At 71.8% G+C, this 25,865-nt stretch carries 22 protein-coding genes; 4 read left to right on the forward strand and 18 right to left on the reverse strand.

Annotated features, from left to right (window positions below; genetic code table 11):
- The first annotated feature begins 415 nt into the window (after positions 1-415).
- The 4 genes from ABZ340_RS32020 (at position 416) to ABZ340_RS32035 (ending at position 5,832) form a co-directional block, all read left to right on the forward strand.
- Entirely contained in the window at positions 416-754 is a 339-nt protein-coding gene (locus ABZ340_RS32020; protein WP_358785379.1) for a chromosome segregation ATPase, read from the forward strand.
- 166 nt (positions 755-920) lie between these two features.
- Positions 921-3,020 carry a hypothetical protein gene (locus tag ABZ340_RS32025; RefSeq protein ID WP_358785380.1) on the forward strand — a complete coding sequence of 700 codons (2,100 nt, stop codon included), beginning with the start codon at positions 921-923 and terminating at the stop codon, positions 3,018-3,020.
- Positions 3,021-3,310: 290 nt separating this feature from the next.
- Complete coding sequence (locus ABZ340_RS32030; protein ID WP_358785381.1) at positions 3,311-5,008, forward strand: TraM recognition domain-containing protein; 1,698 nt, start codon at positions 3,311-3,313, stop codon at positions 5,006-5,008.
- Positions 5,008-5,832 carry a hypothetical protein gene (locus ABZ340_RS32035; RefSeq protein ID WP_358785382.1) on the forward strand — a complete coding sequence of 275 codons (825 nt, stop codon included), beginning with the start codon at positions 5,008-5,010 and terminating at the stop codon, positions 5,830-5,832. Before ABZ340_RS32030 ends, ABZ340_RS32035 begins: the two co-directional genes overlap by 1 nt.
- 81 nt (positions 5,833-5,913) lie before the next feature.
- Here ABZ340_RS32035 and ABZ340_RS32040 read toward each other — a convergent pair whose 3' ends face one another.
- The 18 genes from ABZ340_RS32040 to ABZ340_RS32125 all read right to left on the reverse strand — a co-directional run bounded on the left by ABZ340_RS32040 (position 5,914) and on the right by ABZ340_RS32125 (position 25,513).
- Positions 5,914-6,309, reverse strand: coding sequence for a hypothetical protein (locus ABZ340_RS32040; protein ID WP_358785383.1), 396 nt, complete (start codon positions 6,307-6,309; stop codon positions 5,914-5,916).
- Between the two features lie 80 nt (positions 6,310-6,389).
- Positions 6,390-11,588 carry a MobF family relaxase gene (gene mobF / locus ABZ340_RS32045; RefSeq protein ID WP_358785384.1) on the reverse strand — a complete coding sequence of 1,733 codons (5,199 nt, stop codon included), beginning with the start codon at positions 11,586-11,588 and terminating at the stop codon, positions 6,390-6,392.
- A gap of 469 nt (positions 11,589-12,057) precedes the next feature.
- On the reverse strand, positions 12,058-12,951 hold the full coding sequence (locus ABZ340_RS32050) for a hypothetical protein (RefSeq protein ID WP_358785385.1): 894 nt from the start codon (positions 12,949-12,951) through the stop codon (positions 12,058-12,060).
- A gap of 72 nt (positions 12,952-13,023) precedes the next feature.
- Positions 13,024-13,542, reverse strand: coding sequence for a hypothetical protein (locus ABZ340_RS32055; RefSeq protein ID WP_358785386.1), 519 nt, complete (start codon positions 13,540-13,542; stop codon positions 13,024-13,026).
- Positions 13,543-13,580: 38 nt separating this feature from the next.
- Positions 13,581-13,868 carry a hypothetical protein gene (locus tag ABZ340_RS32060; protein ID WP_358785387.1) on the reverse strand — a complete coding sequence of 96 codons (288 nt, stop codon included), beginning with the start codon at positions 13,866-13,868 and terminating at the stop codon, positions 13,581-13,583.
- 2 nt (positions 13,869-13,870) lie between these two features.
- Positions 13,871-14,272, reverse strand: coding sequence for a hypothetical protein (locus tag ABZ340_RS32065; RefSeq protein WP_358785388.1), 402 nt, complete (start codon positions 14,270-14,272; stop codon positions 13,871-13,873).
- Positions 14,265-15,452, reverse strand: a complete 1,188-nt coding sequence (locus tag ABZ340_RS32070; RefSeq protein ID WP_358785389.1) for a hypothetical protein — start codon at positions 15,450-15,452, stop codon at positions 14,265-14,267. Before ABZ340_RS32070 ends, ABZ340_RS32065 begins: the two co-directional genes overlap by 8 nt.
- A 79-nt stretch (positions 15,453-15,531) precedes the next feature.
- The gene (locus tag ABZ340_RS32075; protein WP_358785390.1) at positions 15,532-16,671 is read right to left on the reverse strand and encodes a hypothetical protein; all 1,140 of its coding nucleotides are present in this window, start codon (positions 16,669-16,671) and stop codon (positions 15,532-15,534) included.
- A gap of 11 nt (positions 16,672-16,682) precedes the next feature.
- On the reverse strand, positions 16,683-17,267 hold the full coding sequence (locus tag ABZ340_RS32080) for a hypothetical protein (RefSeq protein WP_358785391.1): 585 nt from the start codon (positions 17,265-17,267) through the stop codon (positions 16,683-16,685).
- 756 nt (positions 17,268-18,023) lie between these two features.
- Positions 18,024-18,689 carry a recombinase family protein gene (locus ABZ340_RS32085; protein WP_358785392.1) on the reverse strand — a complete coding sequence of 222 codons (666 nt, stop codon included), beginning with the start codon at positions 18,687-18,689 and terminating at the stop codon, positions 18,024-18,026.
- A gap of 147 nt (positions 18,690-18,836) precedes the next feature.
- The gene (locus tag ABZ340_RS32090) at positions 18,837-19,196 is read right to left on the reverse strand and encodes a hypothetical protein (RefSeq protein WP_358785393.1); all 360 of its coding nucleotides are present in this window, start codon (positions 19,194-19,196) and stop codon (positions 18,837-18,839) included.
- 61 nt (positions 19,197-19,257) lie between these two features.
- Positions 19,258-19,740: a hypothetical protein gene (locus ABZ340_RS32095; protein WP_358785394.1), complete on the reverse strand. Its 483-nt coding sequence runs from the start codon at positions 19,738-19,740 to the stop codon at positions 19,258-19,260.
- Positions 19,737-20,003, reverse strand: coding sequence for a hypothetical protein (locus tag ABZ340_RS32100; RefSeq protein WP_358785395.1), 267 nt, complete (start codon positions 20,001-20,003; stop codon positions 19,737-19,739). Before ABZ340_RS32100 ends, ABZ340_RS32095 begins: the two co-directional genes overlap by 4 nt.
- A 133-nt stretch (positions 20,004-20,136) precedes the next feature.
- Entirely contained in the window at positions 20,137-20,544 is a 408-nt protein-coding gene (locus ABZ340_RS32105; RefSeq protein WP_358785396.1) for an RNase adapter RapZ, read from the reverse strand.
- A 267-nt stretch (positions 20,545-20,811) separates the two neighbouring features.
- Complete coding sequence (locus ABZ340_RS32110; protein WP_358785397.1) at positions 20,812-21,537, reverse strand: hypothetical protein; 726 nt, start codon at positions 21,535-21,537, stop codon at positions 20,812-20,814.
- Between the two features lie 76 nt (positions 21,538-21,613).
- On the reverse strand, positions 21,614-23,401 hold the full coding sequence (locus tag ABZ340_RS32115; protein WP_358785398.1) for a hypothetical protein: 1,788 nt from the start codon (positions 23,399-23,401) through the stop codon (positions 21,614-21,616).
- A 304-nt stretch (positions 23,402-23,705) separates the two neighbouring features.
- Complete coding sequence (locus tag ABZ340_RS32120) at positions 23,706-23,975, reverse strand: hypothetical protein (RefSeq protein ID WP_358785399.1); 270 nt, start codon at positions 23,973-23,975, stop codon at positions 23,706-23,708.
- A gap of 134 nt (positions 23,976-24,109) precedes the next feature.
- Positions 24,110-25,513, reverse strand: coding sequence for a hypothetical protein (locus ABZ340_RS32125; protein ID WP_358785420.1), 1,404 nt, complete (start codon positions 25,511-25,513; stop codon positions 24,110-24,112).
- Between the last annotated feature and the right edge of the window lie 352 nt (positions 25,514-25,865).

The following is a 25,865-nucleotide window of genomic DNA, read 5'->3' on the forward strand; positions in this document are numbered from 1 at the left end:
TCGTCGCAGTTGTCGCAGGTGGGACGGCGGAACCGGCCCACGACCAGCACGCGCTTCGGCGCGGGGGTCGTGTCGGGGTTGATGTGCGTGGTCAGGACACGGGTGGTCCTGGGAAGATGACGCATGGAGATCCCTCTCTGGACGAGATGCACAGGGGTTTCCGGTGGTCGGAGCTGCAACTCCGGCCTGAGAGGGGCCAGGGCCGTGTGCCTTGGCCCCTCTCGTCGTACATGGAAGACCATAACTCTCGGAGTCTTGAAGTTCAAGAGTTTCAGTGTAGGATTCTTCTCGTGAACACACCGAAGGAGGCCCGATGGGGGGCGTGACCAGGGAGCGAGCGCCGACTCCTGCAGGTCCGAAGATCCGGAGCCATAGCCTCTTGGGGTCAGGAACTCCAAGACCCCAAGGGGGACAGATGGCAGCGGAACGGCCGGCGAGGCGTTCATCCAGCCTCAACGAAGCGGCGGAGGCGGCCAGTAAGACGGTTTCGCCCAAATACGTGCCGCTCAGGGGCGATCAGCAGATCGAGCTGGACGTGCTGGCCAAGGAGCTGCAGGCGGCTCGGACACGCAAGAGCGAGCGGATCACCGCGAACACGGTGATCAGGGTCGCGGTGGACGTCCTCCTCAAGCGCAGGGGGGTCCTCGTCGGTGACACCGAAGAGGAACTCCTCGCCAGCTTCATGGAGTACATCGAGGGCCTGGAATCTCAGCGGGCCGCAGGAAACGAAGTGGACCCCGACGAAGGGTCCTGACAGAACAAAGGCCCCAGCGGTTGTGGGACCGCTGAGGCCGAGGCGACGCAGAGATATGGAGGTCTGTATGCGTCTGTCCCAGACTACGGCCGGAGTGCATCCGTCCTGGTCACAGGCGGCGGGAACCGGTCAGGGATTTGACTGGTCGTCCACTCTTGACCGCGTCGTGTCCGACACGCCGGCGTGGGTCCTGACGGTCAGCGTGGCCGCCGTGCTCCTGGCCTGGCTCGGCGCGGCGTACCTGTCGGTCCGTACGGTGTGGCGCGCGTCCGAGCGGGCCCGCAACCGGCGCCGGGAGGACATGGAGAGGGCCAGGGCCGAGGGCCGGGAGTCCGAGGTCATCGGCCTGGGCAGCATGGGCCGGCAGGCGTATGTCGCCCTCGGCGGCATGGTCGTCTCGATCTACGGCATGTGGGGGTTCGCCCGGGAGACCGCGCAGCTGCCCCCGGTCATCGCCGTGGGCTTCATCGCCATCTTCGACGCGATGGAACTGGTGCTGTTCTCCCAGCTCTACCAGCGGGCCAACGCCAAGCTCGGGTGGACCACGCAGCTGCGGCTGATCCACAACACCGCGTGGGCCCTGGTGGCCGTGTCCGCGACGGCGAACTTCATCCACGCCCCGAACCCGGTCTCGGCCCCCTTCATCGCGGCCGTGCCGATCGGCGCCTCCTGGATCATCGAGCTGGAGTTCCGGGCCCGGATGCGCGGCTCGGAGCAGGTCACCGACGAGTCCAAGGCCGGTCCGATCCGGCTCCTGGCGCTGCTGTGGACCAAGGGATGGGCGGCCGCGTTCTCCGGTCTGGGCATGGACCCGAACTCGACGTCGGGCCAGGTCGCCCGCGCGACGCTGGCCAAGAAGGCGGCGACCCGGCTGTTCCGCCTGCGTGTCGCGCTGTTCCAGCACGCCAAGCTGGTGCAGAACCGGGAGGCCAAGCGCCGGGACCTGGCCAAGGCCGTGAACGAGCTGGACGCGCTGCGGCGCAAGGCCACCACGGCGATGGACCGCTCGGACTTCGCGCTCGACTCGGCGCAGGCGCTCGCCGTACTGCGCGGGCTGGCCGGCTGGACGCGCGTGGATGACGTCGCCACGGTCGACACCTCCGACACCCCGGCGGTCATGAAGCTGATGGAGGAGGTCGCCATCCTGCCCTCGGCCAAGAGGATCGAGGCGGCGGAGCGCGCGGCGGAACTGGAAGCCGAGGCGGAGCGCGCGGCAGAGGCGCGGGCCGAGGCCGAGGCTGCGCGGGAGCGCGCGGAAGAGGAGAAGCGCGCGGCAGTCGAGGAGAAGAAGGCGGCCGTCGCCGCGCGGGAGGAAGCCGAGGCGGCCCTCGCCAGGGCGGCCGAGGAGACGAAGGAAGCCAAGGCTGAGGCGGAGCGCGCGGAAGACGCTCGGCGGCGCGCGGAAGCTGCGCGGAAGCGCGCGGAAGACGAAATGTCTGAAGAGTCCAAGAATGTGAATCGGCTCATCGAGCGGGCCGAGGAGGAGCAGCAGAAGCTCGACAAGGCCGCGGCCGCGCTCGACCAGGTGCGCCGGGAGCTCGACGAGCAGCTGTCCCGCAAGGACTCGACCGAGGGACAGGTCGAGGCGCTCCGCAAGGAGCTGGACCGCCTGACCAACGAGCGGAGGACCGCCGAGGAAACGGCCCGCACCAAGGCCGAAGAGGCCCGCGCGGCCGCCGGGGAGGTCGAGCGTCTGCGCAGTGTTCTCGGGGAGGCCCGGGAAGCGGCCGAGGCTCAGCGGGTGGCGGCCGAACGGGCTGCTGACCTGCGGCGCAAGGCCGAAGAGGAGCAGCGCCGGGCGGCCGAGGCGGTGGCACGCACCCGTGCCGAGGCGGCCGAGGCGCAGGCCCTGCTCGACTCCCTGCGGCCGCAGCTGGCGGAGCGGCTCGGCGGCCAGGCCGAGGCGGCCGCCCTCGCCGAGGCGCCGACCTTCCGCAGTGAGGCCAAGCAGCTCGGATGGGAGCTCTACCTGGAGACCGTGACGGCCGGCCAGGAACCCCCGACCGCTTCGGAACTGGCGAAGGCGTGCGGCGTCTCGGACGGCAACGTGCGCAACTGGCTGATCGACTTCAAGGAGAAGCGGGCCGCGATGATCGCCAACGGCGGCGCGCGGCAGCCGGAGGGCGAAACCGCGCGCTCGGAAAGCTCCCGCGCGGTGCCGAGCGGCGCGCGGCAGGAGTCGAGCGACTACCGCGCAGACGGCCACGAGCGGGCCGAGGATGCCGCGCAGACCCGGCCGATCAACGGCCAGCGTCAGCCGGTCTGATCCCTTCCCGGCTGACGGGCCCGCTCGGAAGTGAGTGCCCGTCAGCCGGGAACCGCGCGCTCTGTCCACAGGCAGACCGCTGCAGGATCGCCCTGCGGAGATCACCCGGTCTCCGCCGGGCGGGAACCGCGCGCTGCCGAGCAGCCGCCCGCAATAAACGAGCAGAGGGTTGTCCGACCCCGCGCATACGGTGCCAAGCAGGTCACCGGAGCCAGACGGACAAAGCCCCCGGGGGGCGATGGCAGCGCTGATTCCCGAGGGCCTGAGACACGACAACGGAGGAACCCCGCATGATGTCCCACGCGCAGATTACGGCCGCGGAGCTGGCGGCCTCGTCGCCGGCGCCCGGCCTGCCCGGCAGCGACCCCGCCACGGACCCGGCCATCTTCAACCACCTGAACGACTTCAACGAGTTCGTCTACGGCCCCGGCGGCATCGTCGTCGCCGTCGCGGCCGTGGGTGCCGTGGCCGGTGCCAGCTGGGTGTGGATGCAGTTCGCGCCCCGGCCGGGCTTCGCCTCCAAGCGGGAGATCCGCGAGGAGATGAGCGCCCGTCACGCCCGCGAGATGATCCCGCAGACCCGTCCGAGCCTGGTCGGCCGGGAGAAGAAGGTGCCCACTACGGCGTACGCCGTGCCGCTCGGCCGTACGCGCAACAGCGGCCTGCCCACCGATATCTGGGGCACCCCGGAGCAGAACTACCTGATCCTGGCCCCGTCGCGGCAGGGCAAGTCCATCATCCTCAACTCGATGATCTACCGGTGGGACGGCGCGGTCGTGCACACGTCGTCCAAGGTCAACGACCACCTGGCGACCAAGGCCCTGCGCGAGCTGCTCGGCCCGGTCTGGGTCTGGGACCCGCTGGGCCTGAGCGGCTCCAAGGACCTCAACACCTTCCGCTGGGACCCGATCCGCGGGTGCGAGAACCGTGAGGTGGCCATCTCGCGGGCCGCGTACCTGCTGTACGGCTCGCGCGGTTCGAGCGGCGCCGGAAGCGGCGTGGACGAGTTCTTCAAGTCGACGGCCTGCGAGGTTCTGGCCCGGTTCATGCACGCGGCCGCCCTCGGCGGCAAGACCATGATGGACGTCTACAGCTGGTCGCAGAACCGCGCGGACGGCACGGCGGCGAACATCCTGCACGCGGCCGGCGCCCGGGACTGGGCGGACCTCCTGGTGCAGCGTCAGCAGGTGGTGCAGGGCACGGGTGACGGCATCTTCACCACGCTGTCCAACGCGCTGGGCTGGATGTCGAACCCCAAGGTCGCGCAGACGGTCCTGCCCGGCCCCGGCGAGCACTTCGACGCCGAGACGTTCCTGATGAACCGGGGCACGCTCTACATGATCGGCTCCGACAAGCCCGGTTCCGTCGTCGCCCCGCTGTTCGTGATGTTCGCGGACTACCTGCGGTCCGTGGCCATCGACCTGGGCAACAAGGACGGCTCCGGCCGGATGGACCCGCCCTGCCTGTGGGCCCTGGACGAGATCGCCAACATCATCCCCCTGCCGATCGACAAGTGGATGCCCGACTCCGGCGGCCGGGGAATCACGCTGGTCATCGTCGTGCAGTCGCGTGCCCAGCTGTTCGACGTCTGGGGCGAGCAGCGCGGACGGATCATCTGGGACGACGCCAACGTGCGCATCTTCCTGCGCGGCATCGGCGACGCACAGGTCCGCAAGGAGATCAGCGACATGTGCGGCACCTACGAGAAGGACCGCAAGACGACCACCACGAAGAACGGAGAGTCCTCGATCAGCACGGTCACCGAGGAGAAGCCGGTCATCACGCCCGGAGAGGTCTTCAAGCTCGGCAAGCGCAAGAGCCTGGTCATCTTCGCCGGTTGCAGCCCCGTCATCACCCACATCAAGCCCCTGTGGAAGCGCCGGGACGTCAAGAAGCTGACCCGGTCGACCCGGCCCCCGCAGGTGCCCGGCCCGCGCTCGGGCTCGGGCAACGCCGGCGCGGTCCCGCTGACGAAGGGGCGCCGCTGATGGCCGTGGACGGCGGCGGACTCGCCGGACAGGTCTTCGCCCTGGCCAAGGACCTGGCCAAGGTCGAGAAGGACGTCGAGGCCCTGGGCGAGCGCAACGGTGACGTGCGCACCGCGCTCGCCCAGCTCGGGCACGTGCAAGAGGCGTTCGAGCACCTGGAGGAGCGCACGGCCGGCCTGCAGGAGCAGCTGCAGGCCCTCGCCCCCCTCCGGGAGGGCCTGGAGGAGCTGGCCAAGACGGTCAAGAAGATCGGGGACGACCTTGAGGCCCTGGCGGCCGAACCGGCCGAGGAGAAGCTCGCGGTCTGGAACTGGTCCTTCGACCAGGGCATGAACCGTGAAGAGGCCGGGGAAGCCTGGGAGATCCTGGTCCGCTGGGTGCGCTCGGAGCTGCAGGGCACGTACGGCTGGGTCGGCTGGCGCGCAGGCGCGTTCGTCGCCAACAACCTGGGCCCCAACACCGGCGGGCCGACCGCGGCGGCGCCGCGCATCCCGCCGTGCTGGTACCGGCACCGGGAGGCGGTGGTCGAACTGTCCTGGCTGTGCCAGGAGTGGCTCAAGATCTACCGCACGTCGTACGGCACCCCGTCCCGCGCGGGGGACTGGCACGACCGGTACGCGCCCGGAGTCAAGAAGCGCCTGGTCGCCGCCCTGGAACCGTGCATCAAGGCCGGTGTCCACCAGGACGACGCCTGGGCGAACAACCCCAACTCCCCGGAGGCTCCGCGGGCGGTCGACGACGATGAAGTCCTGTCCGCCTTCCTGAGCTGGGACCTCCAGCACCGCCGTGAGGCGCCCGCTCCCGGGCCCGTAGCGGCCTCGTAGCGGCCTCGGAGCCGTACGGACGACGAAAGCCCCCAGCGCGTCGCGCTGGGGGCTTCGTGCTGCCGTCTACGCCCTTTCGGGCTACCGGTCTTGGGGCCAGGGCCAGTCAGCCGGTACGGCCAGGCCCTCGTCGCCGCCGGCGGCCCACGCGAGCGTGTGCTCGACGGCGAGCGTGTAGTCCTGGCCGTTGTCCTGGGTGACCTTCCACAGGGCGGGGTCGCTGGTCGGGTACAGGGCCTCGTACGCCCGGCTGCGCTCGTTGCTGGCGTCCATGCCCTCGACCGGCCGGCCCAGCCGCGTGCCGGTGATGGGGGACACGGGGCTCTCGCCGGTCACCCAGTTCAGCGCGGTGACGATGCCCCGTACGTACGTCTTGCTCGTGGTGCCGTAGCCGTGCTCGGTGACGTACGCGGTCATGGCCTTGAGCTCGTCCAGCGGCCTTAGCGTGGGCGGCGTCCACTCCTGTGCGGTGCTCAACTCGGCTCACCTCCTGGTTCGTTGAGAGTAGGGGCCGGGGGTGACACCCGGCCAGCAGGCACGGGCTACGACGGGCCGTTTCAGTAGCTGATGATCGGACCCTGGTCCTGCTGGATCTGCGGCGCGACCTCGACCTCGGCCTCGGCCTGGCGGCTGCGCTGAACCTCGGCCTGCTCGGCGCGGGCCGCGTCGTCGGCTTCGGCGGCCGCCCGGTTGCTCTCCGCCATGCGCTCGGCAATCTTGTTCAGCGCGGCGTGGGCCTTGTCGAGGTCTTCCTGCAGGTCGGCCAGCTGGACCGGGAGCTGCGGGGCCTGCTGCTCGGCCTCCGGTGCCTCGGCCGTGGCCGCGCGGGCCCGCTCGGCCGCGAGGGAGTCCTCGACGTACTGCCGCTCGTAGTGCTCGCGCAGCTCGTCCTCGGCCGTGGGCGCGGCGGCCGCCGGCGCCTGCTCCAGCTCCGGCGCACCCTGCTGCAGCTCCTCCTCGACGGCCTGCTCGGCGTCCGCCTCGACGGTCTCGACCTGCTCCGGGCGCTCCTCCAGCGTCTCGCCCTCGATCTCCCAGTTGATCTCCGGGGCCTGGTCGAGGTCGTACTCCGGCTCGGCGTCGCGGGCGGCGGCGGCCTGCTCGCGCAGCTGCTGCTCGTACGCGGCGAGCGCGGCGTCCAGCTCCGGGTTCGGCCGGGCGACGTACGTGTCCTCGGCGGTGACCTGCTCGGTCTCCTCCGGCTGCAGCTCGACGTCCTGGTCGACGTGCTCCTCGACCTGCCACGTCTCGCCCTCGACCTCCCAGTCGATGCCCGGGGCCTGCTCGGCGGCCGCGGCCTGCTCGGCCTCGATCCGCCGGTCCTCGTGGTACGCGGCGGCCTCGGCGGCAAGCTCGTCCTGGACGCGCTGCTGCTCGTCGGCCTCGGCCAGCTGCTCCTCGACGCCGGCGCGGTCGACCGTGACGTCCGGCGCCGTGGTGACGGTCTCGCCCTCCACGGCCCAGTCGATCTCCGGGGCCTGCTCGACGTCGAGCGTGGGCTCCTCGACGGCGGCCCGGTACTTCTGCTCGTACGCGGCGAGCGCCTGGTCGAGCTCCTCCTGCTCCTCGTGGGTGAGGTCAGGGGCCAGCTCGGCCTCCTCGCGCACGTCGGGCGCCTGGTCGAGGGTCTCGCCCTCGACCTCCCAGTCCAGCTCCGGGGCCTGGTCGAGGTCGTACTCGGGCTCGGCGACGAGCTCCTCGTCGAGCTCCTGGTCCGGCTCGACGTCCTCAACCGGCTGCTCGTCGGCGCCACGGCGGGCCAGCTCGTCGCGGGCGGCCTCGGCGGCCTCCCGCGCCGGCGCGGTCTCCTCGTACCAAGCGGCGCGGGCCGCGTCGATCTCCTCCATGACCTCGACCCGGGCGGACAGGTTGGCCACCAGGTCCTCGTAGCCGCGGGCCTGTGCCTCCAGCTCGGCGCGCTCGGCGGCGTCCTCGCACAGGTCGGCGTCGGCCTGGGCCAGGATCGCCTTCTCCTCGTAGCGCAGGATCAGCTGGCGGGCCTCGGAGAGCTCCTCGCCGTAGTGGGCGGGCGCCCACGACTTCTCGCGCTCGTAGCGGGCGACCATCTCGCGCAGGGCGGCGTCGCTGGTCCGCGCGAGGGTCTCCTGGTCCTCGGTGCGGCCGAGGGCGGCGTGCGCGGCCTCCCACGCGGCGCGCTGCTCGACGGCGCCCTTCGCGGGCAGGCGGCCGATCGCGGTGTTCGGGGCGTCGATGTTGTACAGCTCGCGGTAGCCCTCGATGGTGCCCGCGCGGCGGGCCCACTCGGCGCGTTCGAGGACGTCCTCGGGGACCGGGCCGAGGTGGCGGACCGCCCACTCCGGGGGGTCCTCCGCCAGGCGCTCGCCCAGCACGTCGCGCCGGGCGTCCATCGCCTCGGCCAGCTCGCGGGCCACCATGCCCTCGACGCCGGGGATCTCCGGCGTGCGGTCGACCCAGCTGTGCCCGGCCGGGGCGCGCTCCGGCTGCCGGTCCTCCAGCATCTGGTCGATACGCCAGTTGACCAGGGCCGGGACGTTGTCGGGCACCGGGTAGCTCATCGGGCGCATACCGATGGCCTCGGCCAGCAGCTTCTTGCCGTCGTGGCCGGCCAGCTCGGCCTCCCGCAGCTTGCGGTAGACCGTGCTGGGGTCGCCCTGCCGGAGCTTGTTGTAGTGGTCCTCGCTGAGCATCTGCCGGAGCATCGGCTCGTACTGGTTGCGGACGTGCTCGTTGATGTAGTCCCGCCAGCGCGGCTCCAGCGCCGGGATCGACTCCGCCCAGTCCTGGCTCTCCCGCAGCTCCTGCAGCGCGGCCAGCTCGCCCCCGTCGCGCTCGATGGCGGCCTGCAGCATCGACATGGCGTCCTGGTCGAGGCCCTGGAGACGGTGCTCGTCGCCCGGGATGCGGCACGCGGCGAACGCACGGTTGTACCGCTGGGCGCGGGTGAGACCCGGGTACACCTGCTGGCGGGACATCCCTTCCTCCACCAGCAGGTATCCGCCGTAGCTGACGGTGCGGCCCTGCACGGCGTTGACCGTGCCCGCGTACGCCAGGGCGACGTTCCGCTCGACGTAGTCCGAGGGCAGGGTGACGGTTCCGGCGAGCCGCTCGGTGCCGTCCTCGTTGCGGCCGGCGACCCGCTGGGCGGTGAGCTGCCCGTCCTCGCCGATGCCGGTCACGCGGTAGACCCGCCGGTTGAGCACGAGCCTGCCCTCGGAGTCCTTGAGCTTGGCGTCGTTCTCGCGGGTCTGGATCAGGTCGCCGACCCCCGCACGGTTGTCGTCGACGAGCCGGAGGCCGTCCTCCTCGACCCGCCCGTACCGCACGAGCTGGGCGCGGATTTCCCTGCTCAGCTCGGTGGCGCGGGCGTTGGTGGCAGTCATCACGACGGACTCGCGGTTGGCGATGGTGTCCGCGACGTACGCCCGGATCACCTCCGCCTTCATCTCCTCCAGCGTGCCACCCTCGATCAGGCCGTGCAGGTCGTACTCCTCCAGCGCGCGGACGTCGCCGCGGCGCAGGGCCAGGCTGGCCTTCGCCTCCCACTCGCGGACGGTGCCGTCCGGCTCCCGGAAGCGGCGCACGTTGCTGAGGCTGTAGTGCGGGCCCTCCTCGACCATCGAGCGCAGCAGGCCACCGGCTTCGGGGGACTGCAGCTGCTGCTGGTCACCGATCAGCACGAGCTTGGCCCCGGCCTGCTCGCACAGCTCCGAGACGCGGGTGATGTGGTCGGTGGAGGCCATGCCGGCCTCGTCGAGGACCACCAGGTCGCCCGCGCGCAGACGGAACTTCTCGACCATCTCCTTGTTGCCGAGGCCCTGCGAGTAGACGTCGAGGAACCGGGTGGTGTTCTCCCGGATCTCGATGCCTTCCTCGCCGAGGACCTCGGCGGCGACGGCGGAGGGGCCGAGGCCGATCACGCGGCCCCCGGTGTGCTCCTGCCAGGCTTGGGCGATGACGCCGGTCGCGTAGGACTTGCCCGCGCCGGCGGGGCCTTCGACCACGCTGACCTTCCGGCTGTCGCCGAGGACACCGCGGACGACGTCGGCCTGGTCGGCCGAGACGCCGGACTCCTTCACCACCTGGTCGAGGACGGGCGGGGCCAGGCACGGGGCGCCGGTCTGGTGGGCGCGGGCGGCCACCCGGGCCTCGTCGCTGAGGTGCTCCTCCAGCGCGAACTTCTCGCTGGCCAGGGCAGACGGGGCGAACACGCTGCGGCCGTCGCTCTGCCGGATACGGGACGGCGCATCGTCGATGATGCTCAGGCCGGCGGTCTGCACGACGCCGTACTTCCCGGACTTGAGCGCCTCGGTCGCCAGCTCGTTGGCGAGCGGCGCGAGCGGCACGTCGCGCGGGAGATTGTCACCCAGCGTGGTGTTGATCTGCTGGATGAGCTCGCTGCGGTCCCACGTCGCGCGCTTCGTCTGCAGGGCCTCCAGCGACTCCCGGATGACCTCCTCACGGTCGAACGTGGGCGCGTCGACCTCGGCCATCCGCGTGTCGAACCCGACCCGCTCGGCCCTCTCCAGCGCACCGAGGAGACCGCCCTCGACCTTGTCCTCGGCGATCCGGGTAGCGCGCTCGATCCTCGCCTCGGCGGACTGGTGCTCATTCCGCTTCGGGTCGCGGGTGTCGAGCGTGGCCATCTCCCGGAGCCGGGCCCGGGTGTACGCGGACGGCTCGCGGCCGTGGTCCTGGACGTACTGCTCGTGCAGCTCCTCGTACCGGGCCTCGACCTGGTACGTGCGGGTCGACAGGGCGTCGAGCAGCTCGGTGTCGAGTCCCTTGATCTCGCGGGCCTTGCCGTCCGGACGCATTTCGAACACCACGGGGAGATCCCGCTCGATGGCCTGCTCCATCGTGCGCTCGAACACGGCGGCCGCGGCCTCGCGGGCCTTGTGCATCGCCCGCGAATCGAGGGTCACGAAGTGCTCGTTCCCGTCCGCGTCCAGCACCTTGATTTTGTTGAGAGTCGCCACATGCGCGTGCAGCTGCGGGTCGCCCTCGCGCGAGACCTCGTGGGTGAAGATCGCGGCGGTGAAGCCGGTGGAGTCGACGTACCGGCCGGTCGACGGGCGGCCGTTCTTCGCCTGCCCGTGGTAGCCGATCCGGCCGAGGCCGGCCTCCTCCTGGAAGACCTTCATCGCGGCCGCGATGCCCTCGTTCATCGCACCGCGCACCTTCGCGGCGTCCTCGTGACGGCCGGCGGCCTCCAGCGCGGTGAGGTAGACGGACACCGACTTCTGCGCCGAGTAGGTCTGATCGAAGTACATGGCGGGGGAGCGCTGACCCTTGTCCCGCTCCTCCCTCCGGATCTCCGCGACGCGCTCCGGGTCCGCCTGCGGCTCCTTCGCCAGGCGGTCCTCGATCCGCTGCTCGACCGTGCGGAACTCGTAGGGCTTCCGGCCTCGCCGGGCGCTCGCCTCAGCGTCCGTCAGGATCTTCTCGGCGGCCGTGCCGGTGATGCCGTTCTCTTCGATGTACGCCTTCGCGGCGGACACCGCGGCCCGGTACTCCTCGGGGTGCGCGTGCTTCCCGAAGATCGCTCGAATGTCACGCTCGGTAGCGTTCGCGCCTGCCTCGACGCCCCACTCTGAGAGGCCCTCACCAATCCACACGGCAAGCGGAGTTCCGTGTTCCGTGCCCTTGGCGTAGTAGCCCTCCGGCCCGTTGAGCCCCAGCTCGGCCTCGGCCTGGTGCCCGCCGGCGCAACCCGAACCGGAGAGCAGGTACTTGAGCCCTGCCTCTCCTCCGGAGATCGCCGTGATGCGTAGCACGATCACTGAGGATACGCGATCACGGGCGGCAGCGACACCGACAAATTGAGAATGCCTAGGTGTGTTATGTAGTGAGGGTTGTAGCAGGGAGAGACGGGGCGGAAGAAGAGGGGTTGGTAGTGGCCTGAGCTGGACTGATGCGGATGGGTGAGAGACGGCGGTGAGTGGGGTGGTTCTGACGTGCGGGAGGAGACGGGCTGGATGGGCTTCTGACGGCCTGTACCGAGGGAGTAGTGAGCTGGGCTGGCACGGGCTGCACTCGCCCTGTACGGTGGCGCACAGACACGCGGAGCCCCCGACCACAGAGATCAGGTCGGGGGCTCGACTGTTACCACGAGTGATTTTCGGCGGCGGCCGATTCCGCCGCGCGCTCCGCGCGCCGGCGCCGTGCTGCGCCCCATGCACATGGGGAAACGCCCGACCCACGCACCCGCCGAGGGCGGGCTCGCGGTGGGCCGCGGCGGGCGGGTCAGTGCCCCATGTGCATGGGGAGATCCTGGGACTCGGAGGGCTCGGCCGGGCGGGGTTCAGGGAGGGCGACGACGGGCTCGACCGTGGGGGAGTCGGGTTCCGCTTCGCTGTCCGGCTCGGCGGTGCCGGCGGCGGCCTGGGCGTCCTCGTCGGGGAGGGTGAACGGCTCGCCGCACAGTCCGCAGATGATCGGTCCCTCCGCGAGGATCTTCGGGGTGACGGGGAACGCCCGGGGGTCGGGGCGGCATCCGCACTTCACCTTGACCCGCTTCCCGCTCGTCGAGCCGGGGGTCTCCGGAGAGGTGGGCTGCTCCTCCTCGGTATCGTCCTGGTCGGCTCCGCCGAGGCCGGGAAGGGCGGCTCCGTCGATCTGGCGGATGACGGCGGCGTACTTCCTGCGGGTCGCGTCGGTGAGGGTGCAATTGGAGAAACCCAACGGTTTCTCCGACTTCCTCGGGGGCTCCAGTCCTGTCTCCCGCGCCAGCTGCGCGAACTCCTTGCGGTGCCACCGTGGGTCACCCTTGGAGACGTCCTGGATTTTTCGAACATGGGCGAGCGCGTGGGCGGCCTCGTGCAGCAGGGTCTTGAGGACCTCCTCGCCTCCGTCGCGGACGGTCTCGCCCGCGACGAACAGCTCCGCCAGGCGCCGCTCCTGCTCGGCCACGGCCCACCGGTCGGCCCAGTGGTGCCCGCGGGTGACGAGCTGTCGGCGGCGGGGTGCGCCGGTCGACGTGCTCGGCTTCTCCGTCTGGCGCCGGGGGATTCCGGTTCCGGTGATGAAGAGGACCGGCGGGAGGTCGGGGTGGTGCTTCTGGATCTGGGCCCAGCACTTCTCCAGCGCGGCGATCAGGCGGGTGCCCTCGCGGCCAGGGTCGGTCTTCGGGGCGGCCATCTGGGTCTCCTTTCCCCATGTGCATGGGTTTTGATCAACGTGCGGGCGGTGCCAACTGTTACCGGGCTGGGGTCAGAAGAGGGAGTCCTGGATGGCGCCCGTGGGGTTACCCGCTGCAATCGCGGCGGCGATGGCGGCCTCGACGTCGGCGCCGGTCGCCAGGGCGGTGAGGATGGCGTCGCGGATGGCGACGGCTCGTCCGTCCGGGCCGCGCACGTCGCCGAGCGCGTGTCCGGCCCGGTGGCTGCGTGCGTAGTAGTCGCGGATGTTGTCGAGCCGTTCGCCGGCCACCCAGTGGGCGGGAAGCTGACAGCTCGACTCGTCGCAGGTGTGGCGGACGACGTGGCCCTCGGGGAGGGCTGCGGGGCCGTTGGCGATGACGTAGCCGAGGACGTGGGCGGTGACCACGCGGGAGGTGCCGGCCTTCCTCGACCCGGCCCGCAGCTTGCCGTGCCCGGAGCTGCTGATCGCGCCGAGGAAGAACGCGCACCGGTCCGGGCCGCGGTCGTAGACCTTGGCCCGGTAGCGCTCGACGGTCGCGGCGTCCGTCGCCAGGGCGGCCCACGGCACGGGCGTCTGCTCCGTCGTCATCTCCGGCTCCTCCTCGTGGTCCTGGTGCTCGTCGTCGGCTACCGGTCGTGGGCCCGGCCGGTGCCGGCGCAGTGCCCGCACTGGCCGTTCCCGTCCGCGTGGCCGTTGCGGCAGGTAGCCATCTCCGCCATGACCGTGCTGGTCAGCCACCCGAGGTGGCCCGGCTGTACGAGCGCCTGGTGCTGCTTGCCGGTCGCCGGGTCGGTGACCGTGACGGTCACGGTAGCGGTGCCCTCCGGGTCGACGGGGTAGGTCTCGGCCAGCTCCTGCAGCGCGGCCGTGAACAGGACGGCGGGCTGCTCCACGGTGGGGTCGACGGTCGTCATGGTCACCATCCCCAGTGGTCGTATTCCTGGCGGACGTACGGGCGGTGGGACGGGTCCCACTCGATCGCGCTGGGTCCGAGGGGGCCGACGTGGGTGTCGTGCTCGCGGTCGAACTCGGCGAGCTGGTGGGCCAGCTGGACCGCGTCGGTGAGGAAGTCCTCGGCGTCCGGGTACGCGAGCGACAGCCGGTCGGCCAGGGCCGCGCGGCGGAGCAGGTAGAGCCGCTCCCGGTGCTCGTCGACCTCGTACGGCTCGCCCTTCTGCCCGGCGATGCTGGCCTCGGCCTGCAGGCGCTCGGAGATCCGGGTGAGGTCGGCGGCCTCCTGCAGGAGGTCCGGGGCTCCCATGTACGCGACTTCGGGGGTCGGTGCGTCGAACCCCTCACCGGTGATCGGGTCAGGCACGGACGGTCTCCTCCTCGGTGGTGGGCGCGTCGTCGAGCGGCTCGCGCAGCTTGTTCACGGCCTGGCGGGTCATCTGGGCGAGCCTGCCCAGCTCGGCGTCGCTGGTCTCGGGTCGGCCCTCCCACGCGAACGCGCGGTACAGGCGGGAGTAGATGCCGGCGCGGGCGGACTTCACGGTCTGCTCGGCCTCGGCGCGGGCCTTGCCGAGGGCGGCCAGCTCGTCGAGGACCTCCTGGCGGAGCGCGGTGCGGCGCTCGTACGCGGCCTGGCGGGAGGCACCGAGCAGCACGATGCCCTCGGCGGCCGCGGCCGCGCGGGCGGTCTGGGGGAAGGCTTCGAGCTCGGCGTCGGTGGTGTCGGCGGTGACGACCGTGGGGTGCTTGTCGAGCCACTCGGCGGCGGGCACGAGCGGGCGTCCGGCGGCCTGGTCGAGGCGGTGCTGGTACAGGTACGCGCGGGTGCCGATCAGGCCCGCGTGGTAGCGGGTGGCGTCCTGCTCCTCGATGCCGTAGTGCGTGGCCAGGTCGGGCCAGAAGTCGCCTTGGCGCCGGAGTCCCATGCGGACCAGGTGCTCCGCCTCGTTGTCGACGGTCGCGTTGGTGGCGGTGGCGACGTGGTCCTGGATGATCCGGGGGAAGTCACGGGCGGCGTCGCTGACCTCGATGAGCCAGGGGCGGCGGCCCTCGGGGCCCTTGCGGTCGCGGTGGCACGCGCGGCCGATGTCGAGGCCGGCGGACGCGGAGACGGCGGACCAGTCGAGGTCCTCGGTGCCGGGGACGGGGACCAGGTGGTCGAGCAGGGTCTGGGCGAGCGGGGCGACCTCGTGCGCGAACGCGTTGCCCTCGGCGACGTCGTGGTACGGGCGCTCGTCCACCCCGGAGTCGATGACCCAGTACAGGACCTCGGGCACGCCCTGCCAGTGGCTGGGGGCGAACAGGCTGCCGGGGTAGTAGTCCTCCTCGTTGTCGCGGCGGCGGTAGTCCGAGCAGTGGAAGGACAGTTCTCCGGTGCGGGTGTTCAGCACGATGTGCTGGTAGTGCCCGGCGTTGGCGCCGAGCGGGGTGGCGCCGGCGCCCTTGCGGTCGAGCCACGCGCGGATGGCTTCCTTGTCGGGGACCGGGGGGACGTCGGCTTCGGTGATCTCACGGACGGTCACGGTGGGTGCCTTATGTGTCGTCATGTCAACCAGGTTGACGCCTGATCTGATGTGACGTCAACCTGGTTGACAAGGTTGGCCGGTTACCGCCCGATGGCCGGTTTTACTGCTTCCGCTCCTGCAGCTCCTGCAGCTGCCGGCGGGCCTCGCTGAGCTCGGTCTCGGCGTCCCTGGCGCGGTTCTCCTGCTTGCGGACCTCCTCGTACAGCTCGCCGGTCTTCTTCTCCAGCGCGGCGATCCGGCCGCCGGCGGTCTTGGCGTCCTCGCGGAGCCGCCCGACTTCGGCGCGGAGCTCGTCGGCCACGGACTTGGCGGCCTCGACCCTGGCGTTCGCGTCGACGGTGGCCTGCCGCGCGGCCGCCTGAGCCTCCTCGACCTTGCCGCTCGCCTCGACCACACGGGCGTTGGCGGCCTCGACGTCCTGCAGGGCCTTGGCCTTCACCGCGCTGGCGGCGGCCTTCTCCTGCTCGACGGTCTCCTCCATCTCCTTCACCCGGCGGTCAGCCTCGACGATGGCCTTCCCGGCCTTCTCCTCGGCGTCCGCGACCTCCCGGGCGGCGCGCTCCTGGGCCTCGGTGACCTTCGCCTCGGCGTCGGCGACGGCCTGGGCAACCTGCTCGTCCCGCTGCCGCTCGGCCTCGGCGACGGCGGCGTCCGCCTCCTCCTGGATGCGGGCGACCTCGGCCTCGAACCTGACCTTGGCCTCCTCCAGTTCGCGCATCGCCTCGTCCGCCGCTTCGTCGGCGTCGTCCTTGGCCTGCTCGGCGTTCTTCGCCCGGCGCTCGGCTGCCACCCGGCGGCCGTGCTCGTCGACGAGCTTCTGCTGGGCTTCGGCGATCCGGGCCTCCGCCCGGGTCTCGGCGGCGACGACCTGGGCCTCGGCGGCCTCCGGGTCGGTCATCTGCTCCATGAGCTCGACGTACCGGGGGAGTTCGGTCTCCAGCTTCTTCACGGCGTTGAGGACGGCCTCGCGCACGAGCGTGGCGGTGGCGGCCGCGCCGGTCACCGGGCGGTCGGTGTCCTCCTCCTCCTCGGCGGCCTGGGCGGCGGCCGCGGTGCCGGCGGCGCCCCGGCGCTTCGCCCGGTAGGCGGTCATCGCGTTGTGCTCCGGGTTGTCGCAGTACTTCGGCGCCGGCCCGCGCACCGTGGGGTCCTTCGGCACCCGCGGGCGGTGGCAGTCGGGGAACGCGCACTCCTCGACCGACTGCTCGACGGACTGCTCGGACTGCTGCTGCTCGGTCATCTCCGGTGCTCCTACTCGGCGGTGGGGAGGTCGCTGCGGCGGATGAGGTACTCCGGGTAAACGTGCCAGCCGGTGTCCCGGCCACGGTCGAGCAGCTCGGCGTAGCCGGTGCCCTCGTCGTCGCTGTCCCAGGTGAGGACGGCGTCGGCGACGTCGTCGGGGTGCTCCTCCTCGCGGTACTTCGCCTCGGCGTACGCACGGGCGACCGCGTCGTTCTCGGCCGGGGTGGCGCCGGGGTCCGTGCTGCGGGCGACGAGCCAGACGGTGGGGCGCGGGTTGAGCCAGGCGGCGTACTCCTGGCGGATGTACGCGCGCAGGTCGGCGGCGGGGGAGTGCGGACCGAGGGCCTGCGGGGCGATGGGGCCGGCGGCCGTGCCGTGCTGCTGGTCGTGGGCGGCGAGCTTGAGCGCAGCGCTGAGGACGTCCTGCGTCGCCTTGCCGTCCGCCTCGGGGGCGTCGAGCGTGCTGCGGTCGGCAAGCGCGGCACGGCGTACGAGCCGCTCGCGGAGCGGGAGCTGAGTCATCGTCCGCACGAGCTCCTGGTGCTCCTCGTACAGGTCCGGGGCGGTGTCGTACGCGTCCGGCCGTTCGGTCATCTCGTCCTCCTCGTTCGCCTTCGCGGTCCCCCCAGTCTAATTCATTGCATTGCATTTCGTCAATGCAATGCATAGCTGTGATGCAATGAAATGCAATGAATTGAAGGAGGGTTGAAGATCACCCGGGCCACGGCCCTGCTCGCCACGACGGCCTTGGGCGGTGGCTGCCCACCGGGGCCGGCCACCCGGCGACGACACGCTCCTCGGCCACGACGAGACGTGCACCGACGCGGAGCGACCACACCGGCCGGTCGCCATCGCGGCAGCAGCTGCTCCCTCTCAGCCACGGCCGGCGGTGCGGTCTCCTCACGCGCCCGTCATGCGCGACGGCGGGAGTACGGCGAGCGGCCCAACTCAGGCCGGGCAGACGGCGACCCGTCCGCCACCGGCCCCCCTCCCCTCGCCGCCAGCCGTCTTTCCCAGCCCGAATCACCTGCAGCCGCGCACGCAGCTGGCCACGGAGGATTACGGACCCTGGGCGCCCCCACGGACGGGCCGCGGTCCGCTCGACGGGCCCGGCCCACTCGGCGGGAGGTAACAGTCCGCTCGACGGCGGAGTGTCTGACCTGGGGAAGTTCTAAAAATCCGACCTCAAATGAGGGCCCAAAACGAGAAGTCGGCACCTGCGGTGAACCCGGTCTCGTGGGCAGCAAGTTGGGCGGGAAGGGGAGCTCCCGCGTGCCCCCCGGGGCCGAGGTCCTCCTCGACCGAGGGCGGTCGAGGAGGAGGTAGAACTCGGCTTGTAGGCCCGTCACGTCAGTGCGCGGCAGGCTCGATCTGGCGCGGAAGGCGGCTGGCCCGGAGCTCCTGCAGGTCCGGGATGTGGTTGTACAGCGTGCCGACCGAGACGCCGAGGATGCGGGCGATGCTCGCCACGCTGTTCTCCGGGTTCGGCAGCATGTCGCGGGCGGCGCGGATCAGCTCGGCGTTGACCACGGTCGGGCGACCGCCGGTCTTGCCCCGGGCCCGCGCGGCGGCCAGGCCCTCGTGGGTGCCGGCCACGATGAGCTCGCGGATGAACTCCGCCAGGGCGGCAAACACGTGGAAGATCAGGCGGCCGCCCGGCGTCGTGGTGTCGAGCGCCTCGTGCAGGCTCTGGAAGCCGATGCCTCGCGCCCGCAGCTCGGCCACCATGTTCACCAGGTCCTGCAGGGACCGGCCGTAGCGATCGAGGGACGGCACGACGAGCGTGTCCCCTTCCTGCAGGAAGGCATGGCAGGCTTTGAGCTCGGGACGCTCGGCGTTCTTCCCCGACTTCTTGTCGGCGAAGATGCGACGGCACCCCGCGGCGGTGAGACTGTCAATCTGGCGGTCGAGCAGCTGGCCCTTGGTCGAGACGCGGGCGTATCCGATCCTGATGTTCGTCAGGACGGCCGGAGAGGCTGCGAGCAGATCGTCGGCGGGGTCGTAGAACGTCGTCACCCGCCGATCCTCTCAAAAAAGGGCCTTCGGGGGGTTGTTGAAGGCTCGGGTTTTTGACGGGGTTTTTGACGGCGCGTCGGGGTGATTCGGGCCCTCGACCGGCACCCGTCAGAAAACGATGGTTTTTTGACGTCGAACAAGCCGGGTTCACCGGGGCCGCCAGACCGACAGTGCGCGGCCCTGGCCGCACATCTGGCACAGGCCGTGGGCGTCCGTCGACTGCTGCTCGTGGTGCCAGAGGTCCATCACCAGGCGGGTGAGGATGCGGACGCTCCCGGCGGGCAGCTGCACCGCGTACGGGCTGCCCTCGGGCGTCGCGGTGGGGAGCAGGGCCCCGGCCTGGTCGTCGTCGGCGGGCCGCAGCACGAGCCACCACGAGGTGTGCTCGCCCCCGTCGGCGTCGTGCTCGGGCGCCGCCGAGATGAACGTGGCGAGCAGCTCGCGCAGCGCCCGTCCGAGGGTGGCGACGGTGAACTCGGGGTCGGGGTGGCTGTAGGCATCTGGCATCGGGGCGGGTTCCTTCCGCGCGGGGTCGGCGGCGCGTTGATCGCGCAGCCTTCCCCCTGGCCTACGCCGTCCCGGGCAGTCGTGGAGTGGGCAACTTCGTCCGCTCCCGCCGGGCGGGCAGCGATCTTGATTCCGGTTCCGTCTGGCGGGCGGTACGGTCTGGCGGAATCTGCAGGCCCTTGTACCCGGGGCCGAGGCCACGTCGGGTGGTCGGCCGGCGGATCGGGGTCGGCGGGGTGACGTCCTGGTCCTGGTCGTCGTCGGTGTCGGCGGCGGGGAGGCCGAGGTCGCGGCGGAGTCCGGCCAGGGCCTGGAAGATGGCGTTCGTCGCCGCGGCGGCGGCCGGGTGCGCGCCGCGCAGGGCGAGCGCCGTGGTCTCCATCGCCTCGACCGCTTCCTCGGCCGCGGCCGCGTTCCAGCTCCCCGGAGTGCTGGCGGCGTCGTGCAGCTCGCACGCGGCGTCGGCCAGGGCCTCGGCTCGCTCGGCGACGCCCGGCGCGGCGGTGGTGGGCAGGGGGTTCACGTCCTGATCAACGACGGTCAAGCGGCCGGGGGAACGGTGGGGTCGGTCGGGTAGTCGGGGTGGTGCTTCCACTCGTCGGCCATCGCGTACAGCTCCTGCAGGGCGTGCGCGGCCTTGTCGGTGTCGCCGTTCTGGACGGCGGTGGCGTGGTCCCGGTTGAGGTCGGCGGCCTTGAGCCGGGCGGTCACGTACGCGTCGTGGCCGTGGGGGTGCTGCTCGTCGCGCTGGTCTTCGAGGCGGTCGCGGACGAACTGGTAGATCCGCACGCCGGTCTGCAGGGTCACGGTGCTGGGCTCCTTCGTGGGCTCGTCCGGTCGGGCGCCGGCGGCCGCTCCCCTTATATAGGGGACGGCCCCGGCGGCGGGCAGCATCGGCCGGACGCAGGCCCGCGCCGCCGGGGCGTCCGGCCAGTCTCCCCTACGCCGCGGTGTTGCCCGCGCCGGCGGGCAACAGCTCCTCGTCGAGGTCGCGGTGGACGGCTTGGACGCGGAGCTCGTCGAGGTGGTCCATCTGCGCGGCGGCCTTCGAGGCCAGGACTGGGGCACGGTGGCGACCTCCCCCACATCCGACCGCGACGGTCACCGTGGCGTCGGGGGCGGCCTGGGCGAGCAGTGCGTACGACGCGGTGACGATCGCGGCGAGCGCGGCCTGGGCGCCAGGGGTGCGCATGACGGCCCGCTGGACGCGAGGGTCGCGGGCGTCGAGGTCGCGCAGGGCCGGGTCGAGGTAGGGGTCGGTCAGGTGACGGACGTCGAGGATCAGGGCAGCGCTGGGCCGGGGCTTGGGGTGCCCGTAGCCGAAGCTGACGATGCGTAGCTGGGCCATGCCCCTACGGTCGGGCCAACTCGGTTCCGGCACCAGGTACTTCTACGTGTTGCCCGTTGCCTCTTTCGAGGGGCCGGCCGCGGCGAGATTTCGGGATCACCGTGTGCCGGACAGACGAGACCCCCGACAATGGGGGCCGCGCCGTACGGCGTGCTGGCCACCATCCCCGGGGGGACTCGTGTTGATCAGGCTGTTCGGTCTCAAGCGGACGCTGCAGATCGCGGCCGTCGTCGTCGCCGTGGTGATGCTGAAAGGCTGCTTCGGCGGCTAGGCCAGGCCGAAGTCGTTGGGGCGGCCGCACGCGATGCGGGCGCCGGCCAGCTGCCCGTTGCGGGCGGCGGCGGCCAGGATCTCGTGCAGATGCTCGGGCTCATCGTCGTGGCGGCCGGGGACGTCTCCGCCGAGGAGCAGGACCTGGTGCTCGGCGAGCACGGACTTGACCCACCCGGCCGGCGGGCGGGCGATGGTGCCGTGGAAGAACCGGCCCCCGTCCGGGGTGAGCACGATGAGCTGCAGGTCGCGGCCGTGGGGCTGGAACACGGCGATCCACTCCCCCAGCGGCGGCGCGTCGACCTCGGCCGTGACCAGGTGGAAGCCGTTCTCCAGCAGGGCCTGCATGAAGATATTGCGCGGTTCGGCGCCGTGGGTGCCGGAGTCGGTGAGCGGCGTCATCACCATGCGGGCGACGAGCACGGGGCGGCCGTCCACGGTGCCCGCGGCCATCGTCATGTCGTACCCGTCCTCGGGCTGGACGACGGCGGCCTCGGCCTCGGCGTTCAACGGGATGATCCTCGACGGCGCACAGCGGTCGTGCACGAACCAGATGCCGCCGGCGCCCATCGGGCCCTGTCCCAGCACGACGTTGACCGGCTGGTCGTCGAGCGGCTGCTGGCACTCGATGCACGTGCCCTCGGTGATGCCGCGGGCCTGCAGGGCCATCTGCGGGCCGAGGGCCTGCTCGACCTCCGGGCTCATCCGTACGGCCAGTGTCATGGCCGGCTCCCCTCCGTTGTGCCGATGACCTCGGCATTCGCGTTCTCCGGCCACCGTACCGGCGTGGTCCTGGTGCTCATGCCTGGTTGCGTCGGCGGGCGCGCTTCTCGGCGCGGGCCTTGGCCACGGCGGCCTGCCAACTGATCTCGGAGGACGACCGGACGCGCGGGGCGTCGAGGGCGCGGCGCGCGGCCATCTGTGCCTCGTGGACCTCCTCGGGCTCCCGGGCGGCCCACCGCCGGGTCGGGCTCTGCTCGGCGAACCGTTCGAGGCCCCACCGCCCGGTGAGCTCGCGGCGCTTGGCCTCCTCGGCGGCCTGCTTCGCCTGGGCGGCCAGCTCGGCCTCGGCGGCCAGGCGGGCGGCCTCGCGGCGGCGCTCCTGCTCCCGCAGGTCCTCCAGCCGGTCGAAGTCCGGCGGGGTCTGGACGACGGCGTTGGCGCGGGCCCGGCGGCGCTCCAGCTCGGCCGGGGTCATGTTGTCCCACCGCTCGACGTGGGCGGCGGGCACGACCTCGCGGCGGCGGCCGTAGCCGTGCTGGTCCTTCCGAGAGTTGATGAGCCGCCACAGGCGCCACCCGGCCAGACGACCGAGGTTCTCGGCCCGCCACACGATCTCGCCCCACTCGTTCCGCCGGACGACATTGCTCGTCAGCAGCTCGACGAGCTCGGACTCGGTGGACCGGCGCAGGGCGACCTCGACCGTGTGGTGCAGGTCGTTCCACGCGTCGCCCGTGATTGACCGGCTGAGCTCCTCCGGGGTGCCGGAAGGCAAGAACACCACCCCGTGGCCGAGTTGGACCCTCCACGAGTGCCACACGCGGCGCATAACCCTCCTGGCAACGGCGCTGAGGTCGTCCCCGAACGCCTGGCCAGTCCTCTTTCCAGTCGCCGCCGAAGGCGTCGTCTTTGTCTTTTCCATCCCGTTCGCCGGGGTCAGCCCACTACTACCTGTAGAAGTAAAACCATCTAGTTGTGAGAACCCCCTCGCGTATAGAGGGGACGTTTTGCCATTAGCTCCGAGCACCATGAGCCGGTGGACCCGGGCGGTGATCTCGGCGGCGCGGTCGCGGTCGGCGACGGCGATGCAGCGCAGGTCCGGGGCGGAGCGCTGCTTCGGTACGGCCGGGGCCGTACGGGCGGCCTGGGGCGCCTCTACGGGCTCCCAGCCGGGCCAGGGATCGACGGTGCCCTGGGCGCGCTGCCACTCCGTCCTGATGGCCTGAGCGACGGCGGCGGCCGGGCTGTCGGCCGGGTGCTCCCAACGGGGAGCGGCGGCCAGCTCGGTGACGAGCTGCTGGGTCTCGGGGTTCTCCCCGCGCACGACGAACGGCTCGACGGCCGGGGCCGGCCGCGACGACAGGCGGCCGAACGCGGCGTCCTCGTACGGGTCCTCGGCCTCGGGGAGGTCCCAGACACGCAGCTCCTGCATGAGGTCCTCGGGCAGGTCGGAGGGGATAGCATCGGCGCGCAGGACGAGCGCGTACACCGCGCGGCGGCCCGGGGCCGGCTTCTGGACCTGCTCCGCGAACCCGGCGGCCTTGAGGCCCTTGAGGTCGTCCCAGAACCGGTCCGTGCCGACCTCGTACACGCACGCGTAGCGCTCGGACAGGGCGATGCCCCCGTCCACCTGCGCCGTGCCGTAGCGGCCCTCGACGCGGCCCGTCATGGGGTCGAGGCGCTGGGTGTTTAGGAACTTCGCCAGGCGGAACTTGGTCTCGGGAAGCGTTCCGCGGTACCGCGCAATCTCAGCGATCCGGTACCAGGTGGTGAGTCGGAGCACGGGGGCGCGCAGGACGAGCACAGGGCTGTCCTGGGGCTCTACATCCGTACGCGACACGCCGGGCGCGGCCACGCCGGTGGACACACCGGCATTTGGGCGCACTGGGCTGACACCGCAGCTGTCCGCTACGATGGGGACACCACCTTCTGGGGCCTATAAAGCGACAAAAACGGGACCCTCCGACGGAGGGCCTGCTGGGAAATGAACCGGGAAACCGGCTCTGACCTGGGCTTTTTTAGGTTCTGGGGTGGCCTCCTGTTCTTGGGATCTGAGCGAGCGCCAACTCGGTCAGTCCCGGGTGATGGGATGGGTGGCTGATGTGGGAGTCAGCCGGATGTAGTTGGTTGAGCGATGGGACCTCTCCCGGGGGCGGGATTCGAGGTCCCCCCTAGACGAGCAAGGCCCTGGCTGGGGAGCCAGGGCTTTCTGCTTGTCCGGGGTCGTTCTGCTGCTCCTGCTGCTGGGGAAGCAGCTTGCGGTGCAGCTCGGCGAGAGCCTCCCGGAGCACCTGGGCCCCGGAGACGCCCATCGCCTTGACGAGCTCCTCGTAGTGAACACGAGCCTGCTCGCCGGGCTTGAGCACGACGGTCGCGCGCATGTCCCGACCCCGGTTGAACTCCGTGGTCTTGGGGTGCGGTGCTCCCTGTACTCCTGGCATGGAATGGATCTTACCCATACACAGGGTCACTGTTTCAACATCAAAGGCGTGTCGCCTCGTGTTTTCCCGTCTGCCGGGCGCGAACTTGTGCCGATGCCTCGTCAGGCGGGCGGCTGCTCAGGGGTGGTGTCCCGTCAGGCGGGCAGGCTGTTGAGCCGCTCGACCTTCCTCTGGACGGCTTCGAGGGCGGCGCGTTGACGGCCGGGGACCCGGCGGCGCAGGGCGACGAGCTGCGGGGCCAGGGCGCGGGCCTGGGCGGCGTCACGAATGCGGTCCCACTGGTGGTGGGCGCGGTCGACGGCGCCCTCGACGTCGTGGGCGTCGGGGGCCTGCTGCAGCGTGTCGAGCCGGGTCTGGGCGGCCTGCAGCCACAACAGGCAGGACTGGCCGGGGTCGTGGGCGACCGAGGCGAGATGGGCGCGGACCTCGACCCAGTGGACGGCGGCGAACGTGTCGGCTCCGAACTGCGCGACGGCTCGCTGCTCGGCGGCGGCCGCCATCGAGGCGGCCTCCTGGTGGCGGCCGGCTCGGGACAGGGCCACGATCCGCTCGTGCGGGTCAGCCTCGACGGGCACCACGGCGTCGCTCGGCTGGTAGACCGGCGAGACGGTGCGCTGCGTCCTCGGCGGGGGCGGCGGGAGCTGCACGGGCGCGGCCGGCGCCGCCGGGGCCGGGGCGGGAGTCTGTGGGCCCTGTGCCGGCACGGCGGGGGCCTGGGAGAACACGGGCGGCGGCGGGAGGTGGAACGCCGGGGTGCCTGCGGGCTGCGCGGGCGGCGCCGCGGGGGCCGGGGCCTGCTGCGGCGGTGCGGCGGCCGGGATCGGCGCGGGCGCCGAGGTCTCGGGGGCCGTACGCGCGGGCGGGAGCTGGGTGTTCACCGGGGCCGTGGGCCGCTCGGGGCCGAGGATGAACGCGCCCTCGGTCGTGGCCGCGCGGCGCAGGACCTGGTGGTGCAGCTGGTCGGGCGCGGAGCGCTGGCCAGTGCGCAGGATCTGGGCCAGGGCGTGGGTGTAGGCGGGGTGGGCGATGCGCCGGCGGCCGGGCGGCGGGGCAATGACGCCGTACGTCCGGGCGCCAGGCGGGAAGTCGAGCGGCTCCTCGTGGAGCAGCTGCCAGACCTCGGCGTCGGCGACCAGGTCCACGAAGAGGGTGGTGGTGTCCGGGCGGCGCTGCCGGAGCTCGGAGACGAGCCAGGCCCACGGGATCGCGGTGTACCGGATCGTCGAGGGCGTGGTGCGGGCGAGCGCCAGGTGCACGGCCTGCTGTCGGCGGTCGAGCTGCAGTTGGCCGACGAGCACGACGGTGAGCGGCCCCTCGGTGGCGGCGGCTCCCCGTACTCGAGTAAGGACGGCCTGCGGGTCGACGGGGTCCGCCAGCTCGATGAGCGTGGCGGCCGCGGTGCCCGCGAGCGCGGCCGGCGGCACGGCGGCGAGCATGGGCACCACGCTGTTCGCCTCGGTCAACCTGCCCTTGCCCACGGGTGCGGCCGCCAGTAGCAGCGCGGTCCCTGGTTGCTCTTGCGCCCCGTTGATCTGCACATACGCACCGTAACTCTTGGTCCGGCGGGTGCTGGTCGACTTCATGGGCCCTGTGCGGCGCCTGCCGCATGGGACTTCGTGAGCGGGGTGGTTCCCTCCTCGTCGGGCGGCGCTTGCGCCAGGCGGGGCCGTGCCGGGGGGCAAGGCTCGGCGTAGCCGACCGCGGAGCGGCTTGGCCTTGCGGCCCGGTGCGGGCTCGCCTCCCCTTGGGGGCCCGTCGAGGAGGGGGCCGCACCGCGACCCACCCACCCTTGCCACCCACTCACCTCAAGATCGCAACGCGCCCCCTCCCCCTCCGAGGAGGGCCGGGGGTGCGGGTGGCGGAGCCCCCGCGTGCTCTGACCTTTCCCCA

The organism is Streptomyces sp. NPDC006134, from assembly GCF_040628835.1.
In the GTDB taxonomy this organism is placed as follows: Bacteria; Actinomycetota; Actinomycetes; order Streptomycetales; family Streptomycetaceae; genus Streptomyces.